The organism is Microbacterium sp. 22296, from assembly GCF_052045385.1.
Classification (GTDB): Bacteria; Actinomycetota; Actinomycetes; order Actinomycetales; family Microbacteriaceae; genus Microbacterium.
On sequence record NZ_JBQEOS010000003.1, the window covers coordinates 508054 to 523803 of the forward strand.

The 15750-nt window shown below is 70.6% G+C and carries 19 protein-coding genes and 1 pseudogene; 6 read left to right on the top strand and 14 right to left on the bottom strand.

Annotated elements, in window-relative coordinates; all coding sequences use genetic code 11:
• Window positions 1–67: 67 nt before the first annotated feature.
• The 7 genes from ACTJJP_RS08870 to ACTJJP_RS08900 form a co-directional block, all read right to left on the bottom strand.
• On the bottom strand, window positions 68–250 hold the full coding sequence (locus ACTJJP_RS08870) for a hypothetical protein (RefSeq protein WP_285136338.1): 183 nt from the start codon (window positions 248–250) through the stop codon (window positions 68–70).
• Window positions 251–284: 34 nt separating this feature from the next.
• The gene (locus ACTJJP_RS08875; protein WP_440774642.1) at window positions 285–3302 is read right to left on the bottom strand and encodes an AAA family ATPase; all 3018 of its coding nucleotides are present in this window, start codon (window positions 3300–3302) and stop codon (window positions 285–287) included.
• Window positions 3299–4453, bottom strand: coding sequence for an exonuclease SbcCD subunit D (locus ACTJJP_RS08880; RefSeq protein ID WP_440774643.1), 1155 nt, complete (start codon window positions 4451–4453; stop codon window positions 3299–3301). Before ACTJJP_RS08880 ends, ACTJJP_RS08875 begins: the two co-directional genes overlap by 4 nt.
• Before the next feature lie 126 nt (window positions 4454–4579).
• Window positions 4580–4897, bottom strand: a complete 318-nt coding sequence (locus ACTJJP_RS08885; protein WP_440774644.1) for a hypothetical protein — start codon at window positions 4895–4897, stop codon at window positions 4580–4582.
• A 1-nt stretch (window position 4898) separates the two neighbouring features.
• Window positions 4899–5108 carry a hypothetical protein gene (locus ACTJJP_RS08890; RefSeq protein WP_440774645.1) on the bottom strand — a complete coding sequence of 70 codons (210 nt, stop codon included), beginning with the start codon at window positions 5106–5108 and terminating at the stop codon, window positions 4899–4901.
• Window positions 5109–5201: 93 nt separating this feature from the next.
• Entirely contained in the window at window positions 5202–5501 is a 300-nt protein-coding gene (locus ACTJJP_RS08895; protein ID WP_440774646.1) for a GNAT family N-acetyltransferase, read from the bottom strand.
• A 113-nt stretch (window positions 5502–5614) separates the two neighbouring features.
• Window positions 5615–5839, bottom strand: coding sequence for a hypothetical protein (locus ACTJJP_RS08900; RefSeq protein WP_440774647.1), 225 nt, complete (start codon window positions 5837–5839; stop codon window positions 5615–5617).
• A 98-nt stretch (window positions 5840–5937) separates the two neighbouring features.
• On the opposite strand from ACTJJP_RS08900, the gene ACTJJP_RS08905 reads away from it, so the two are divergent.
• Both ACTJJP_RS08905 and ACTJJP_RS08910 read left to right on the top strand, forming a co-directional pair.
• A complete protein-coding gene (locus ACTJJP_RS08905; RefSeq protein WP_440774648.1) occupies window positions 5938–6669 on the top strand; it encodes a winged helix-turn-helix domain-containing protein in 732 nt (243 codons plus the stop codon).
• Window positions 6670–6787: 118 nt separating this feature from the next.
• Window positions 6788–7777, top strand: coding sequence for a DNA-3-methyladenine glycosylase family protein (locus ACTJJP_RS08910; protein ID WP_440774649.1), 990 nt, complete (start codon window positions 6788–6790; stop codon window positions 7775–7777).
• Window positions 7778–7894: 117 nt separating this feature from the next.
• On the opposite strand, the pseudogene ACTJJP_RS08915 reads toward ACTJJP_RS08910, so the two are convergent.
• Window positions 7895–8110: pseudogene (locus ACTJJP_RS08915) on the bottom strand (SIP domain-containing protein); the annotation flags it as partial.
• 47 nt (window positions 8111–8157) lie between these two features.
• Between ACTJJP_RS08915 and ACTJJP_RS08920 the strand changes: the two are divergent.
• A complete protein-coding gene (locus ACTJJP_RS08920; protein WP_440774650.1) occupies window positions 8158–8379 on the top strand; it encodes a hypothetical protein in 222 nt (73 codons plus the stop codon).
• Between the two features lie 4 nt (window positions 8380–8383).
• Here ACTJJP_RS08920 and ACTJJP_RS08925 read toward each other — a convergent pair whose 3' ends face one another.
• The 4 genes from ACTJJP_RS08925 to ACTJJP_RS08940 form a co-directional block, all read right to left on the bottom strand.
• Window positions 8384–9142, bottom strand: coding sequence for an iron ABC transporter ATP-binding protein (locus ACTJJP_RS08925; protein ID WP_440774651.1), 759 nt, complete (start codon window positions 9140–9142; stop codon window positions 8384–8386).
• A 31-nt stretch (window positions 9143–9173) separates the two neighbouring features.
• Window positions 9174–10184, bottom strand: coding sequence for an iron chelate uptake ABC transporter family permease subunit (locus ACTJJP_RS08930; protein WP_440774652.1), 1011 nt, complete (start codon window positions 10182–10184; stop codon window positions 9174–9176).
• Window positions 10177–11142: an ABC transporter permease gene (locus tag ACTJJP_RS08935; RefSeq protein WP_440774653.1), complete on the bottom strand. Its 966-nt coding sequence runs from the start codon at window positions 11140–11142 to the stop codon at window positions 10177–10179. Before ACTJJP_RS08935 ends, ACTJJP_RS08930 begins: the two co-directional genes overlap by 8 nt.
• 103 nt (window positions 11143–11245) lie before the next feature.
• Window positions 11246–12214 carry a siderophore ABC transporter substrate-binding protein gene (locus ACTJJP_RS08940; protein WP_440774654.1) on the bottom strand — a complete coding sequence of 323 codons (969 nt, stop codon included), beginning with the start codon at window positions 12212–12214 and terminating at the stop codon, window positions 11246–11248.
• An 81-nt stretch (window positions 12215–12295) separates the two neighbouring features.
• Between ACTJJP_RS08940 and ACTJJP_RS08945 the strand changes: the two genes are divergently transcribed.
• Window positions 12296–13072 carry a siderophore-interacting protein gene (locus ACTJJP_RS08945; protein WP_440774655.1) on the top strand — a complete coding sequence of 259 codons (777 nt, stop codon included), beginning with the start codon at window positions 12296–12298 and terminating at the stop codon, window positions 13070–13072.
• Between the two features lie 5 nt (window positions 13073–13077).
• Here the strand turns inward: ACTJJP_RS08945 and ACTJJP_RS08950 are convergent, their stop codons facing one another.
• Window positions 13078–14055, bottom strand: a complete 978-nt coding sequence (locus ACTJJP_RS08950; RefSeq protein ID WP_440774656.1) for a GNAT family N-acetyltransferase — start codon at window positions 14053–14055, stop codon at window positions 13078–13080.
• A gap of 144 nt (window positions 14056–14199) precedes the next feature.
• On the opposite strand from ACTJJP_RS08950, the gene ACTJJP_RS08955 reads away from it, so the two are divergent.
• Entirely contained in the window at window positions 14200–14490 is a 291-nt protein-coding gene (locus ACTJJP_RS08955) for a DUF4287 domain-containing protein (RefSeq protein WP_440774657.1), read from the top strand.
• Between the two features lie 58 nt (window positions 14491–14548).
• On the opposite strand, the gene ACTJJP_RS08960 is transcribed toward ACTJJP_RS08955, so the two are convergent.
• Window positions 14549–15166: a MerR family transcriptional regulator gene (locus ACTJJP_RS08960; protein WP_440774658.1), complete on the bottom strand. Its 618-nt coding sequence runs from the start codon at window positions 15164–15166 to the stop codon at window positions 14549–14551.
• A gap of 71 nt (window positions 15167–15237) precedes the next feature.
• On the opposite strand from ACTJJP_RS08960, the gene ACTJJP_RS08965 reads away from it, so the two are divergent.
• Window positions 15238–15738 carry a DUF4188 domain-containing protein gene (locus tag ACTJJP_RS08965; RefSeq protein ID WP_440774659.1) on the top strand — a complete coding sequence of 167 codons (501 nt, stop codon included), beginning with the start codon at window positions 15238–15240 and terminating at the stop codon, window positions 15736–15738.
• Window positions 15739–15750 lie beyond the last annotated feature (12 nt).

A 15750-nucleotide genomic window follows, 5' to 3' on the forward strand; every position in this document is an offset into this window, starting at 1 on the left:
TCACCCCCGGGCTTGCGCTCGGAGGCCGGCGGCGCCGTGTCGCGCCCGCGGCGAGGGTCGCCCGGGGTCAGTCCACCTCGCGGCGGGCGAACACGGCACGCAGCACGAAGAAGACGATCAGGGCCACGACGGCCACCGCGATCAGCCGGAAGGCGAAGGCGATCAAGGAGAAGAGAATGTTGACCAGCACCCAGGCGATGATCACGGCGACGACGACGCCGACGATGGTCCACAGTGTGCTCTTGCGCATGCGACAAGCCTAGAGGCGATGCCACCGCCGAGCGTCAGCCGCGGGACAGCACCACGTCGTGATGGATCACGCTCGGCCCCCGTGGAGTCGCGGTCACGTGCAACTGCGCAGGCAGCTGGTCCTTCATCGAGGCCACGTGGCTGATGACACCCACCGTGCGACCGCCCTGCCGCAGCTCGTCGAGCGTGCGCATGGCGAGATCGAGGGTGTCGTCGTCGAGCGAACCGAAACCCTCGTCGATGAACAGCGTGTCGAGACGGAGACCCCCGGCGCGCGCGGTGACGACCTCGGCGAGCCCGAGAGCGAGAGCGAGGGATGTGAGGAAGGTCTCTCCGCCGGACAGCGACTGCGGCGGACGGCACTGCCCGGTGAAGGCATCCATGATCTCGAGTCCGAGGCCGCTGGAGGCGCCCCGGGCGGCGAGCGCATCGGTGTGCTGGAGGCGATATCGTCCGGCCGACATGTGCTCGAGACGCAGATTGGCCGCGGTCACGATCTCTTCGAGTTCCGCCGCGAGCACGAACGTCTCGAGCGTCATGCGACGTGTGTTGGGCGCCCGCCCGGCGACCGTGTCGGCCAGGCGGGCGATGACGGCGTACTCATCCGCCAGGCTCGCGATCGAGGCGTGGCCGGCGTCGACGCGCTGAGCGAGGGATCGCAGCCGGTCGGCGAGACCGCGTGCCCCCGCATGGGCGGCGGCGATCATCTGCACGGCTTCGCGCGTCGATGCCACCTCGGCGGCAAAGGGGGCCAGGTCGATCGGTTCGTCTCCGGCGTCGACCAGCATCAGTTCGAGATCGAACAGGCGCTGCCGCGTCGCGGCGAGCGCCGCGTCGTACTCGGCTGCGGCCGTGTCGAGGCTCCGGCGGTGCGCAGCCGATCGGAGCGCCGCGGTGACCGCGCCCACGTCGTCGAACGAACTGTCGGCGACGAGAGCGGCGAGGGCGCTGTCGGCGTCGCGTCGAGCGTCACGCGCGACCGCGACCGCCGACCGCGCCGAGATGAGCCGGCGTACGGCGTCGCGTCGTGCGCGGAGATCTTCCTGCCGGGCGGCTACGGTGTCGAAGCCGCCGCGGGCGGCCTCGACCTCGCCGCCGAGCGCTTCGGCACGCTGTCGTGCGAGGGCGAGGTCTTGCCGGGCGACGGCGAGCTCAGCGCCCAGAGTGTCGAGCCGACGGGCGATGGCCGCCTCGAGGTCGGCAGCGCGCGTGCGATCAGCTCTGACCCGGTCGTACTCGTCGACATCGGCCGCCGCGGCGAGGAGAGCGTCGTCGGTCGTCGCGAGGCGCGCGTTCAGGACGTCGACGCTCTCACCTCCGGCGAGGGCCGCGGCCAAGGCATGCGCGTCGCGGGCGACCCGCGCGGCGTCGGCGGCGAGCTGATCGCCCTCGACCGCGGCGTTCTTGCGGTCCTCCGCGGCAGCGAGGTCGGCATCGCTCACGGATTCGTCGGAGCCGCGAGCGGGGTGGGGGTGCTCGCGCGCGCCGCACACCGCGCAGGGCTCACCGTCGACCAGCTCGCGTGCCAGCTCGACCGCGGCACCGGACAGGCGGCGACGCAGGAGCGTCATCCATGCGTCGATCGCACGCTGGAGCTCGTCGGCGCGCACCAGTGCGGCGAGGTCGGCCTGATCGCGCTGTTCGAGAAGACGGGCCGCCTCGCGCGCGGCGGCGAGACGACGCGACGTCTCGTCGCGAAGCGCGAGAGCGGCGTCGCGTCGTGCGTCGGCACCCGCCAGTTCGCTGATGCGATCGTCGAGTGCGCGAAGCATGTCGGGGACCTCGAGACGTTCGACGGCGAGCTTCTGCCGCTCGGCCTCGACGGTGTCGACACGCCCCCGCAGGCGGTTCACGTCGCGATCGAGATCGGCGAGTTCGCGCTCGACCGTCAGCGCCGCCTCGCCGCGCGAGAGCAGAGCGGTGAGCGCGTCATCGCGCGAACCCAGGTCGGCGTCGTCGGCGAGCACCTCGTCCACGACGAGGACCCCGGCGTCGGCTGCGTCGAGTCCCTCGTCGGCTCGGGCGCACGCTCGGCGGGCGGCCTCGGCCGTCTCGATCGCGGAGCGGAGCTCTTCGGCGCCGGCGGCGGCCTCGGCTTCTCGGCGGATGGCGGCGATCGCCTCGGCCTCGGCCTCGAGGCTTCGGAGCCTCTCGCGCTCGGCGAGCCGGTCGCGCTGCCGTTCGGCCAGCGAACGGGCTTCGCGCTCGGCGATCAGGGCGGCGTCGAGTCGCGCGTCGACGGTGTGATTCTCGCGCGCGAGGGTGTCGACCCGGTAGTCGGCGCGCTCGACGGCGCGGACGACCGATGCGAGCCGCTGCGCGATGCCGCGGACGGCTCCCTCGTCGTCGCCCGGGATCGGGCCGTGGTGCTCGCGCTCGTCGAGCTCGTCGACGAGTCGCTCGGCCTCGTCGAGCAGGGTCGCCACCTCGACGCCCTCGGCGGCCAGACGCTCGTTCGCGCGCTTCCGACGCTCGTCGAGGTCGGCGGCGTACTGCTCGAAGGACCGCGTGCCGAACAGGGTGCGCAGAAGTGTCAGCCGCTCGTCGTTCTTGGCGAGGAGGAAGCGGGCGAAACGGTTCTGCGCCAGCAGGATGACCTGCAGGAACTGCTGCTGGGTGAGCCCGAGGATCTCGTCGAGGCGGGCCGCCACGTCGACCGGCCGCGCGGCGACCCCCGTCCACCCCTCGGGGGCGAGTACCTCGAGCAGGGCTCGGTGCGGCTCTCTCGTCGTGCCGCCGCCCCGCCGCTTGGGCCGCTCGAACTCCGGCGATCGCGTGATACGCCAGCGTTCGCCCTCGGCGCTGAACTCCAGCGTGACACGGGTGGGGTCGTCGGGACCGCAGTGGTCGCTTCGCAGACGCCGTTCCGCTCCGTCGTAGCGGGGGACGCCGCCGTAGAGGGCGTAGCAGACGCCGTCGAGCACACTGGACTTGCCCGCGCCGGTGCGGCCCGTGATGAGGAAGATGCCGTCGTCGGCGAAGGCGTCGAAGTCGACTTCTTGCGCGTCGAGGAACGGGCCGAATCCCTCGAGTTCGAGTCGGTGCAGTTTCATGCGCGCGCCTCGGCCACGGTGCGGGCGGCGAGCACGTCACGGATGAGTTCGCGTTCAGCCGTCGACGCGCCCTCGCCCTCGCGCACATGCGCGAGGAAGGCGTCGATCACCTCTGCGTCGTCTCGAGCCGCGCGCACGCGCCGCGCGTAGCCGGCACCGTCGTCGACCGAGGACGCGGCAGGAAGGTGCACGACGGTGGCACACCACGGGAAGCGCGTCTGCAGGCGACGCATGGGATCGGGCTGAGGGGTGGGGTCGGTGTACTCCGCGCGCACCCACTGCTCGCCGTGATCGGAGAACCGTTCGTCGGTCAGGAGGTCGTCGAGCGGCCCCCGCAGGGTGACGAGGGAACGCGGCACCGGGAGATCGAGCCACCGCACCGACGACAAGCCGGCCGCATCGAGATCGACGAGCCATGACCCGCGGGGTTTTCCCGCTTCGCCGAAGCTGTAGTGCAGCGGGGCTCCCGCGTATCGCACGCGGTCCGAGAGCTGTTGACGGCCGTGGATGTGTCCGAGCGCGACGTAATCGGGGCCGTCGAACGTCGACAGGGGAACGACGTCGAGTCCCCCCTGTCGGATCTCGCGCTCGACGCCGGGCGTCGACTCGACACCGGCGGCGAAGCAGTGAGCGGCGACGATCGAACGCCCCCCGCGCGCGGCCGCATCGGCGCGCACGAGATCGAGAGCGTGCGCCATGGTCTGCGCCTGGCTGCGCAGCTCGACACCCGTCCACAGGTGTCTGACGATGGCGGGCTCGAGATAGGGGATGCCGTAGACGTGTACGGGACCGTGATCGTCGGCGAAGGTCACCGGGGTGCCGACCGCCGAGGGGTCCGTCACCACCGTGATGTCGTCGCGGAGCAGGGCCGATTGGAAACCGAGACGGGCCGCGGAGTCGTGGTTGCCGCTGGTGACCAGCACCCGGGCACCCGCGTCGGCGAGGGCGGCGAGGGTGCTCGAGAGCACGGGATAGCACGCCGCCGACGGCGCAGCGGAGTCGAACACGTCGCCCGCCACGATGACGAGATCGACCTCGTTCTCGCGGACCTGATCCACGAGCACGCGGAGCACGTCGATGAGCGCGTCGAGGGTGGAGTGCCCGTGGAACGAGCGCCCGATGTGCCAGTCGGAGGTGTGCAGGATGCGCATGCAGCCACGGTACGTCGCACCTCCGACATCGGGTCGCAGCAAACGCGCGGACGCGAGTCGCACGAACGCCCCGCACACGAGAACGCCCCGCCCGCCTCGACGGCGGGACGGGGCGTCTGCGGGTGATCAGCCGCCGGCGACCTCGGCCGCGAGGGCACGGATACGGTCGTCGCCGAGGTCGAGCCCGACGTCGGTGAACCGCTGCCGCAGGACGTCGGCGATGCGGGCCTCGCTCTTGTCGCCGACATCGGCCCGCGTCTGGACGATGACGCCGCGGATGCGTGCCTCGTCGTCTGTGGGGTGCGTGTCCATCGCCGGTTCGGACTGCTCGCCCGGTCGCGGGGCCTTTCGGTCGCGGTGCACGGCACCGCCGACCGAGTCGGCCGCGTCGGCACCTCCATCGGGACCGGAACCAGGCTCGGGGGCCCGGGTTGCATCCGACATATCAGTCCTCCGTGCTCAGGTCGGGGTCGATGCCCTGGCTTGCGGCATCGCCTTCGATGGGGTCAGAGGGTGCGGCGTCGTTCAGGCGCGCAGACCCCTTCGCGTGATCGTTGCGCTCGGCGGTTTCGCCGTCGGCGACATCGCCACTCTCCCACCCACCGGGCGGGTCGGCGTCGATGACGCCCTCGGGCAGATCGCGGTCGTCGTTCATGACTTCCCCTTTCGAGGTCTCCAGCTTGGTCGCGTCGGACGAACCACGGGCGGGGGTTGACGTCCGCGTGCACGCGCGTACGAGTTCAGACGGTCACGACGCCGGGCGCTGGTGCAGGATGCCGGCGCGCTCGGGATGGGCGTCGAACCACTCCCCCACGTACCAGCACACCGGGATGACCTCGCGCTCACCGGCCCCTTCGATCGCGTCGACCGCGCGCTCCGTGACGATGGCGGCGTAGCCGTGCCCTCGAAAGGTCGGGATGGTGAAGGCGCGGGTGAGGGCGATCGTGCGCCCGTCGTCGCGGTAGTCGAGGACGGAGACGAGGTCGTCGCCGCGGTGGAGGGTGAAACGGGACGCCGTCTTGTCGTCGGCGAAATGCAGATCGGACATGCGGAGAGGCTACGCCGGTCATCATCTCCGCCGACGGGATGACACAGAATGCACGGCGGCACCGCAGGTTCGTGGGCACGGGCTGAGCAGAATGCGCGAGACCCGCACCGTGGTCATGATTTGACGTCGTCCGACGCGGTGGGTAATAATGCCGCCATGACTGACTTCGCGCGTTCTCTGTCCGCCCGGGAGGCGAACGGGACTGCCGGCATGATGATGCCCGGCCGCGTTGTCATGCCCTGTCGAATGTGCCGCTGACCGCGACCCTCGAACGTCACGACCTCGTGCTTCTGAACGCCGACGTCGTCCTCCGGTCGCCTGGCATCCGCGTCGATCACGCGTCCGCCTGCGCCGCTCTCCGGCCCCTCGGCCCTCACCTCCCGTCGAACCCCGCTCACGATGACGCCCGGGTTCACACACCCAAGGATTTCTCCTCATGTCGCTCTCCGCAGTCCTCGACCGTCCCGTGACCGCCTCCATCCGCCCCGCCGCCGCCGGCCCGGCACCCTCGCCGCAGCCCGCCGCCCCCGAGACAGCCGCCCCGGCGCCCGCACGCGCCGCCGCCTCGACCGCCCCTCGCGGTTTCGCGCTGTACGTCGGCATCGATGAAGAGAAAGCCGCCGCCGCCGGTGTGAGCCTGGGAACGCTCGTCGAGGCGCTCCGCCGCACGCTCGGCGAACTCGCCCCCGCCGCCGAGACCTACGCCACGGTCGCCCTGGCGCCGGTGGGATCGGGCGGCCGCGACGTCGACGTCGTCCGCCTCGCTCTGCACGAACCCTCCGCCGTCGCCCGCACGAAGGAGGAGCCCGCCGAGGAGGACCGTGCCGCCGGCGGCGTCGTCGTCGACATCTCGCGCAAGCGCGTGCTCATCGACGGGGAATCCGCCGCCTTCACCTTCAAGGAATTCGAGCTACTGCAGTACCTCGTGCTGCGCGAGGGCCGCACGATCGAGCGCACCGAGCTCGTGTCGTCTCTGTGGGAGGGGTCCACCGACGACGACGCCCCCGGCGAGCGCACCATCGACGTGCACGTCCGACGCCTCCGCGCGAAGCTCGGGGCCTATGAGGACATCGTCCGCACCGTGCGCGGCGTCGGCTACCGCTTCGACCGTCACGCGGACGTCTCGATCCGCTACGGTCACGGCACGCCGTCGCCCGACCGCTTCTGATCGCGACGCACACGTCGGGCTCGGCCACCCGGCCACGCGACCTCGTGACATCGCCGGGGATTCGGGTTCCGCGGATCCCGGATGCCGCGATGTCGGCGGTCCGACGTAAGGTGTCGCCATGAGATCGACCGGGGTCCGCTCGCGGCAGGCGCCGCGCGATCTCCCCGCGCCGACCGAACGACCCCTCGAGTCGGACTACCGGCCCGACCGACCCGTCGACGTCGGGCGTGCCGTGTCGGCGCAACGCCACGGCAGCAACGATCCCACCTACGTCGCGACGGCTCCCCTCGGGGCGGGCGGAGTCGTGTGGCGTGTGAGCCGCACACCACTGGGTGTCGCCACCCTCGCGCTCCGCCAGCGGGCGGGGGGAAGCGTCCGGGCAGCGGCCTGGGGGCCTGGTGCACCCTGGGCTCTCGACCAGCTGCCCGCATTGTGCGGTGCGCACGACGACCCCGACGGGTTCGATCCATCGCCGCATCCGTCGGTCGCCGAGTGGCACCGTCGTCACCCCGATCTGCGCATCGGTCGCACCGACCTCGTCTTCGACGCCCTCGTCAGCGCGATCATGGAGCAGAAGGTCACGAGCATGCAGGCGTTCTCGGCATGGCGCAGCATCGTCACCTGGTACGGCGAGCGCGCACCGGGGCCGACCCCTCGCCCCATGTTCGCCCCGCCCGACATCGAGGGGTGGCGCCATGTGCCCTCGTGGGCGTGGCACCGCGCCGGACTCGAGCCTCCGCAGTCGCGCACCATCGTCGAGAGCGCGCGTCGGGGCACGTCGATCGTCCGCGCCGCGACAGCGGCCGCCGACGGTGAGGGCCGCGACCGAGTCTTCATCAGCATCCGCGGCGTGGGCATCTGGACGAGCGCCGAGACGCGCATCCGTGCTTTCGGCGATCCGGATGCCGTGAGCACGGGCGACTACCACCTCGCGCACCAGGTGGGCTTCGCCCTGACGGGCCACCGTACCGATGACGACGGCATGCTGGAGCTGCTCGAACCGTTCGCCGGCCATCGTCAGCGGGTGATCCGCCTGATCTACGCCGGATCATCGCTCGAGCCGCGCCGCGGACCGCGGCTCAGTCCCGAGGACCACCTCGACCGCTGACCCGTCTCGGCGCGCCAGCACCGCGACACGAGTTCGTCGCGATACCGCTGCCCCGCACCGGCTCTCCGCAGCACGGCTGCGCCCCTGTCGAGCCATCCCCGCGTGGACGACGACACCTCAGTGGGCCCGTGGTGCCCGCCAGTATCCCGTGAACGAGATCATCCGTTTGTCGACGCCGACCCGCACCCAGTGCCGGCGCATCGCCGCGACCAGGGACTGCTCCCCCGCCACCCAGGCGTAGGCGGGGACGACGGCACCCGCGTCGCTCGCCCCGACCGCCGCGGTCGACACAGCAGAGCCCGGGGTCGCGTGAGGATGGTCGCGCACGATCCACGAGACGCGCCCCGGCCCCTCCGGCGTCGCACCGTAGGCTGTGCGACATGACGCAGACGGGAACCGGCTGGCCGCGCGGCCGCACGTACTGGGTGCTGGGCAGCCTGCTCCTCTTCGGACTGGGGGTCCTGTTCGGCCTGGTGTGGCAGAACGTGTGGCTGGGGCTGGTCATCGCCGCGGCGGTGTCGGTGGGCTGGCTGATCGCGTACGAGTCCAGCCGCGGCCGCAACGTGGGCGTGAACGACGAAGACAACGGCATCCAGCTCTGAGGTCTCACCGGTAGTAGACCGCGAGCGGGTACGGCCCGTCGCGGCGCACCTGGACGGGAGTGCCGAAGACCTCCTCGAGCGTGGACGAGGTCATGAACTCGTCGGGGGTACCGACGTGCACCACCCGCCCCTCGGACAGCGCGACGATCCGATCGGCGTAGGCCGCGGCGAAGTTGACGTCGTGGACGACGACGACGATCGTCTTGCCGAGCTCGTCCGCCGCACGGCGAAGCCGACCTATCATGGCGACCGCGTGCCTGATGTCGAGGTTGTTCAGCGGCTCGTCGAGCAGGATGTAGTCGGTGTCCTGCGCGAGGACCATCGCGACGTACGCTCGCTGGCGCTGACCGCCCGACAGCTGGTCGAGGTAGCGGCCCGACAGCTCGGTGAGGTCGAGGAAGGCCATCGCCTCGTCGATCTTGACGTGGTCGGCGGCGGTGAGACGCCCCTGCGAGTGCGGGAAGCGCCCGAAACCGACGAGCTCGCGCACGGTGAGCCGGGTGACGAAATGATTCTCCTGCCGCAGGATCGAGACGACCTTCGCCAGTGCGCGCCCCGGGGTCGACGTCACGTCGTCGCCCGCGACCGTGACGCGACCGCTCGTCGCCGCGGCCAGGCGCCCGACGATGGTGAGCAGCGTCGATTTACCGGCGCCGTTGGGACCCACCAGCGCGGTGACCCCGCCGGCGGGGATGTCGAGGGTTACGGGACCGAGCACGGTCTTGTCGCCGTAGGTCATGGTGACGTCGGTGAGCGAGATCACGGGACGCGCCGTCCCGGTGAGCGGGTGGGCATCAGAGACTTCCCTTCCGGAGGAGGTAGACGAGGAAGAAGACGCCGCCGACGAACTCGATGATGATCGAGAGCATGCCGGCCGCGTAGAACAGGTGCCGCAGGACGAAGTACCCGCCCAGGAGCGTCGCCATACCCAGCAGCGCCGCGAAGGGCAGCACCACGCGGTGCTGCGACGATCCCGCCAGCTGGTACGCGAGGGTCGCGACGAGGAAGCCGAAGAACGTCATCGGGCCGACCATGGTGGTCGACACCGAGATGAGCACGGCGACGACGACGAGCATCCCGATGACCTCGCGCCGGTAGGCGAGCCCGAGGTTGACGGATGCCTCACGGCCGAGCGCCAGCACGTCCAGGCGGTGTCGCGCGCGCCAGACGACCGCGAGAATCGCGGCGACGACCAGCGCCGCCCACGGGAGGTAGTCGGCATCCGAGTTCGAGAGGTTCCCGAAGAGACGGGCCGAGAGGATGTCGAAGTCACTCGGGGTGAGCAGGCGCTGCATGACGGTCGACAGCGAGCTGAATCCGACGCCCAGCACGACCCCCACCAACAGCATGATGTGGAGGTTGCCGCGGCGACCGGCGAAGAGCCACCCGTAGAGGAGCGTCGCGAAGCCGACCATCAACACGCTCTGCACGGCGACCTTGAGCAGCCCGTCGGTGGCCGACAGGGCGGCGCTGCCGAAGAAGAACACCAGCGCGGTCTGCATCACGACGTACAGCGCGTCGAACCCCATGATCGACGGGGTGAGGATGCGATTCGCCGTCGCCGTGTGGAACAGCACCGTCGCCACCGCCTGACAGCACGCGACCAGCGCGATGGTGGCCAGGCTCACCACGCGCAGGTTCACCGCCAGCCAGAAGGCCCGCGAACCGGGTTCCCCCGGGACGTTCCAGGTGAGCACGCCGACGGCGGCGACCGCCACGACGAGGATCAGGATGCCGAAGCGCAGGGCGATCCGGGGACGACGGGCCGCGAGCGCCGGGGCCGACCGCGTCAGGGTGTCAGCCACGGGCGCGCATCCTCAACAGCAGGGTGATGAACACGGCGGAGCCGACGACCCCGAGGATCATCGAGACGGGGACCTCGAACGGCATCCGGATGAGGCGTCCGACGATGTCGCAGACGACGACGATCGCCACGCCCCCGATGCACACCCAGGGCAGGTTCCTGCGGGCGTTGTCTCCTCGCCACATCGACACGAGGTTCGGAACGACCAGGCCCAGGAACGGCAGGAAGCCGACGACCACGGTCGTGACGCCCGTGGCGACCGCGACGAGCCCGGTACCGATGAGCAGGACGCGGGTGTGGTCGAGGCCGACCGAGGTGGCGATGTCGCGGCCCAGACCGGCGACGGTGATGCGGTCGGCGTAGAGGAACACCAGCAGCACGACGATCGCGACGACCCAGAGCACCTCGTAGCGTCCGCGGACGATGGAGGTGAAGCTGCCCATAAACCACGTGCCGAGCATCTGCAGAGAGTTCGTCGACACGGCCAGATAGGTCGTGAAGGCCGAGACCACCGCCCCGAGCATGATGCCGATGAGCGGCACGACGAGCGAGGAGCGCAGGGAGATGCGCTGCAGGATGCCGATGAAGATCATGGTCCCGACGAAAGCGACGAGGGATGCCACGATCATCCGCACGGGGAGGGGCGAGGCCGGTGCGATCAGCACCGTGACGAGCAGGCCCAGCGCCGCCCATTCCGACGTCCCCGTGGTGGAGGGCTCGACGAAGCGGTTCTGCGTGAGCAGCTGCATGATCAGGCCCGAGACGGCCATCGCGCAGCCGGCGAGGACGAGCGCGAGGGTGCGGGGTACGCGCGAGATGAAGAACATCTCGCTCCCGAAGTCGTCGGAGGTCAGATCGTAGGCGCCGACGAACAGCGACACGACGATGAGCGCGACGACGCCGATCACGGCGAGCGGCAGCGCCGACCGTGCGCGCGGGTGGGTGGCGGTGACAGTCATGGCATCCGTCCCGCCCCACGCGCGTGAGGGGTCATTCTCTGTCGCCTCGGAGCAGCACAGGCGACAGATGTCGACCCCTCACGCGAGGGGGCCGGGCATGGGCTCAGGAGGCGAAGGCCTCGGCGGCCGAACGGTAGAGCTGGGTGTACGCCTGAATGCCTTCGTCGAGGTAGAAGCTCCCGTCGAGATAGACGATCTGGCCCTTCTGCACGGCCGGGACGTTCTTGAGGGCCTCGGCGTTCTCGACGAGTTCCTTCGCCGAGACGTAGCCGTCTTCGCCGAACATCGCGTCGCGGTCGAGCACGAACAGCCACTCGGGGTTCGCCGCGGCGATCGCCTCGACGCTGATGTCGTCGCCGTGCGAGGCGTCTTCCGCGGACCGCTCCAGGGCGGGGGTGAGCCCCAGGGTCGGGAAGAGCACACCGACACCACGACCCTCACCGGGAGCGGCGTACGCGATCTTGCCGCCCGAGGTGATGAGACCCATGACGCTCTGGGACGGGTCGTAGGCCGCCTTCGCCTCGGCGATCGCGTCATCGAGGTCGGCCGAGAGCTGCGCCGCCTCGTCGTTCTTGTCGAAGACCTGACCCAGGATCGTGGTCTGGCGCTTCAGCTCCGAGGCATGGTCCTCACCGTCGCGGGGGCTCGTCTCGATCGTCGCCGGCTGGATCTCCTTCAGCTGGTCGTAGATCTCGCGGAAGCGGTAGCCGCCCACGATCAGATCGGGTTCGGCGGCGAGGATGTTCTCGATGTTCGGCTCACGGTGCAGACCCGCGTCGAGCACCTCGTCGCCGCCGGAGAGCGAGGGCCAGAGGTCGTACATGAGGGGCTTCGGGGCCGCGACGAGGGTTACGCCCCATTCGCTCAGCGTCTCGAAGGTGGTGTTGTCGAGGGCGACCACCCGCTCGGGGGCGACGGGCACGTCGATCGATCCGTGGTTGTCTTCGACGGTGACGGTCGTCGGCGCGGCGGTCTCCTCGGCGGGCGCGGCTGCCCCCGAGGCGCAGCCGGCGAGGGCGAGGGTGGCCACCAGCGAGGCGGCGGCGAGGGGACGGAACAGGCGGGTGCTCATGCGAATCTCTCCAGTGCTGTGTGCGAGTCGAGCCGCCACCGGCAGGGATGGCGGTCAATTCGTTAGGTTAGCCTTACCTACATGCCCATGTCGAACCAGAGCATCTCCGCCCGCCTCGAGCCCCGTCGCCACGACCTCGTCTTCCGTTCGGCGATCCTCGCTCGACGGACGCACGTGACGCCGTCGTACGTGCGCCTGCGTCTCGAGGGGCCCGAACTGAGCGGCTTCGACTCCCCCGGCGCCGACGACCACATCCGCGTCTTCTTCCCGTCGCGCGCCGCCGACGACCTCCGCTCCGCGCCGAGCCGCGAGTACACGCCGGTGACCTGGGATGCCACGGACGGCTGGCTCGACATCGACGTCGCGCTGCACGGGGCCGGCGTCGGCAGCCGGTGGGCCGAGACGGCCGCCATCGGCGCACCGGTGGGCGTAGGCGGCCCCCGCGGCTCGATGGTGCTGGTGGGACGCCCCGACGCATGGCTGCTCGCCGGCGACGAGACGGCGGTGCCCGCGATCCGTCGGTTCGCCGCGCAGATGGACGACGACGCCGTCGGTCGCATCGCCGTCGAGGTGCCGGATGCCGCGCACGATCTCCCCGTCGCCGCACCTCCGGGCGTCGAGGTGGTGCAGCTGCACCGGGGTCGGCGCCCCGCGGGCGAGGAACTCGTCGACTGGCTCGACTCCCTCGACGTCGAGGAGCGTCCCGATGGATGCGTCTTCGGCTTCGTCGCCGCCGAGCAGTCCGTAGTGCGCGCAGGGCGCGGGCTCCTTCTGGACCGGTGGGCGGGCGACCCCGCCGCCACGGTGGTGAAGGGCTACTGGAAGCGCGGCGTCACGGAGTACCACGCGCCGCACTAAGAGCGCTAGAGCGACACCTCGTCGTCATGCGACACGTAAAGCGCGCACGTGGTGTCGTAGTAGTCGCGCGTCTCGCCGGCGGGATGCAGACCGATCCGCTCGGCGACGGCACCGGATGCCGTGTTCGCCGGGTTCGTGACCGCCACGATTCGACGGATGCCGTGGTCTCGAGCGAGTCCCATGACCGCGGCCGCCGCCTCCGTCGCGTGGCCGTCGCCCCACGCATCGGGGTGGAAGTGCCACCCGATCTCGATATCGTCGGGACGCCCATCGGAGGCCCCGGCCGACCACGGAATGCGCTTCAGAAGCACCGACCCGAGGCGCGCTCCACCGGGGGTCGCGACCGCTCGCACACCGAGGACGCCGTCGGCCAGACCCGCCCAGCGATCGAGCAGGGCGTCGACCTCGGACGCGTCGACCATCACCCGCCCGTCGCCCAGGTAGCGACGCACCTCGCGGCGGCGGTACATGTCGAACAGGAACGCCCGATCGGCGTCGTCGCGCGTCCATTCGCGGAGGACGAGACGCTCCGTGACGAGGCGCGTGCGCCGCATCGGAACGTGCGGAATGCCGTCTTCGGCGAAGGGCGGGCCGGACACGACGAAGCCGAAGCGCCCGTACCACCCCGCGAGGTGCGCCTGTGCGTCGAGCAGGATCGGGATGCCGGGCGCCTCGGCGTCGAGAACGTCGACGGCCGCGCGCATGAGATCGGCGGCGATACCGCGGCCCCGCGCATCGGGGGCGGTGGCGACGCGACCGATGCGCGTGTTCTGCGCCTCGCGGAGGATGCGCAACGTGGCCAGCACATCGTCGCCCTCGACCGCCCACATGAGCTCGGCACCGGACTCGATGTCGCGGCCGTCGATCTCGGGGTAGGCGGCCTGCTGCTCGACGACGAACACGGTGACCCGAAGCCACAGCAGGCGGTAGAGGGTGAGGGGGTCGATCGCGGCGACGGGCGCCCGATGCAGGGTGACGGCCATCTTTCGACCGTACCCCGCGGCTCCGACATCTCTCCTCCGCGGGCCGGGCGAGGAACCGACCCGACGCGGGATACCGCCTCCCGTCCAGCATCGAGACCCTGCCACGGATGGACCGGCCCCGCAGGGGCGCGCTACCCTCCGGACATGTCATTCCAGTCTTATCTCGACAACATCGAAACCAAGACCGGGCTGACCCCGCGCCAGTTCATCGCCCTGGCGGAGGAGCGGGGGTTCGGCCCGGGCACGAAGGCGACTCCCATCCTGGAGTGGCTGAAAGACGACTACGACCTCGGCCGCGGTCACGGCATGGCGCTCGTGCACGTCATCACGAAGGGGCCGAAGATCAGCGACACCCACGTCGGCAAGACGGGTGCGCACGGCGACAAGAGCGACACGCTCTGGCTCGACGGGGCAGCGAGCAACTCCGACCGCTGATCCCGCGCGCAGGCGGACGCCCCCTCGGCGAACCCGCGCCGAGAGGCGCGGCACCCGGTCAGTCCGACGGTCCCGTCGCGAAACGCCGCGACGCCGCCACCTGCTCCGCCACGCGCCGCAGCGCCAGGATCAGCGGCTCCACGAGCGCGGTGCCGAGCACGACGTAACGCACGGCATCCTCGATCGACGTGTCGGGCGTCGCCGCGAGTTCCGCCTCGGCGATGGCGGAGAGGTGGAAGAGATACGCCTCCATGACCCGTTCCGGCACGGTGAACCCCGCCCGGTCCAGCCCGGCCAGAGCGTGGGCGACCGCGGCGACCTGGTCGGGGAAGCACTTCTCGGCGTCGCCCCCCATGCGTTCGAGCAGCGCGGTCGCCGCCGTCAGGTCGATGCCGGCCGGAACGACCGGGGTGACGGCCGCGTTGGCAGCACCGAGAAGGTCGTAGGGATTCGCGGGCGGCTCCTCCAGCACGCCGACCACCTTGCGCACGCCCGCGATGCCGACGCCGGCGTCGACGAGCGCGCGGATCACACCGAGACGCTGCGCATGCTCCGTGCCGTACGACGCCTGCGTCGGCGAGGTGCGCTCACCCTCGGGCAGGAGTTTCTCGCGGAGGTAGTACTTGATCGTGGCGACGGGCACGCCGGTTCGCGTCGCCAGTTCCGAGATGCGCACGATCTTCCTCCTTGACTCGATAGCGATACTATCCAACACTGGATAGCAACACTATCGAGTGAGGACGTGCCATGGCATCCATCAATCCGGGTCGGATGACCCACCGTTACGACGGCGAACTCGTCGTCTTCCACATCGGGATGACCGTCAACAAATGGTGGCGAGTAGACCAGTGGATGCCGCTCATGGGCGACATGCCGCGGATGCTCCGCGAGCTGAGCGTCGACCCCGACTCGGGCCTGCTCGGATTCTCGATGCTCCTCGGGGCTCGCGGGCCCTACCTCGTGCAGTACTGGTCGTCGCTCGACAAGCTCTACGCGTACGCCTCCGCTCCCCAGCAGGAGCACCGACCGGCGTGGACGCGCTTCAACAAGCGCGCGAGGAAGACGCCCGGCGCGGTCGGCATCTGGCACGAGACCCACGTCGTCGAACGAGCCGAGACCATCTACGTCGCAACGCCGCCCATGGGCCTGCCCAAAGCCACCGAGACCGTGCCGATCGCATCGCGTCACGACCGGGCGCGGGCACGCCTGGCCGATGGTCGGACGCACGGCGACGCGGCGCGTGACTGAGGGCCAGACTGG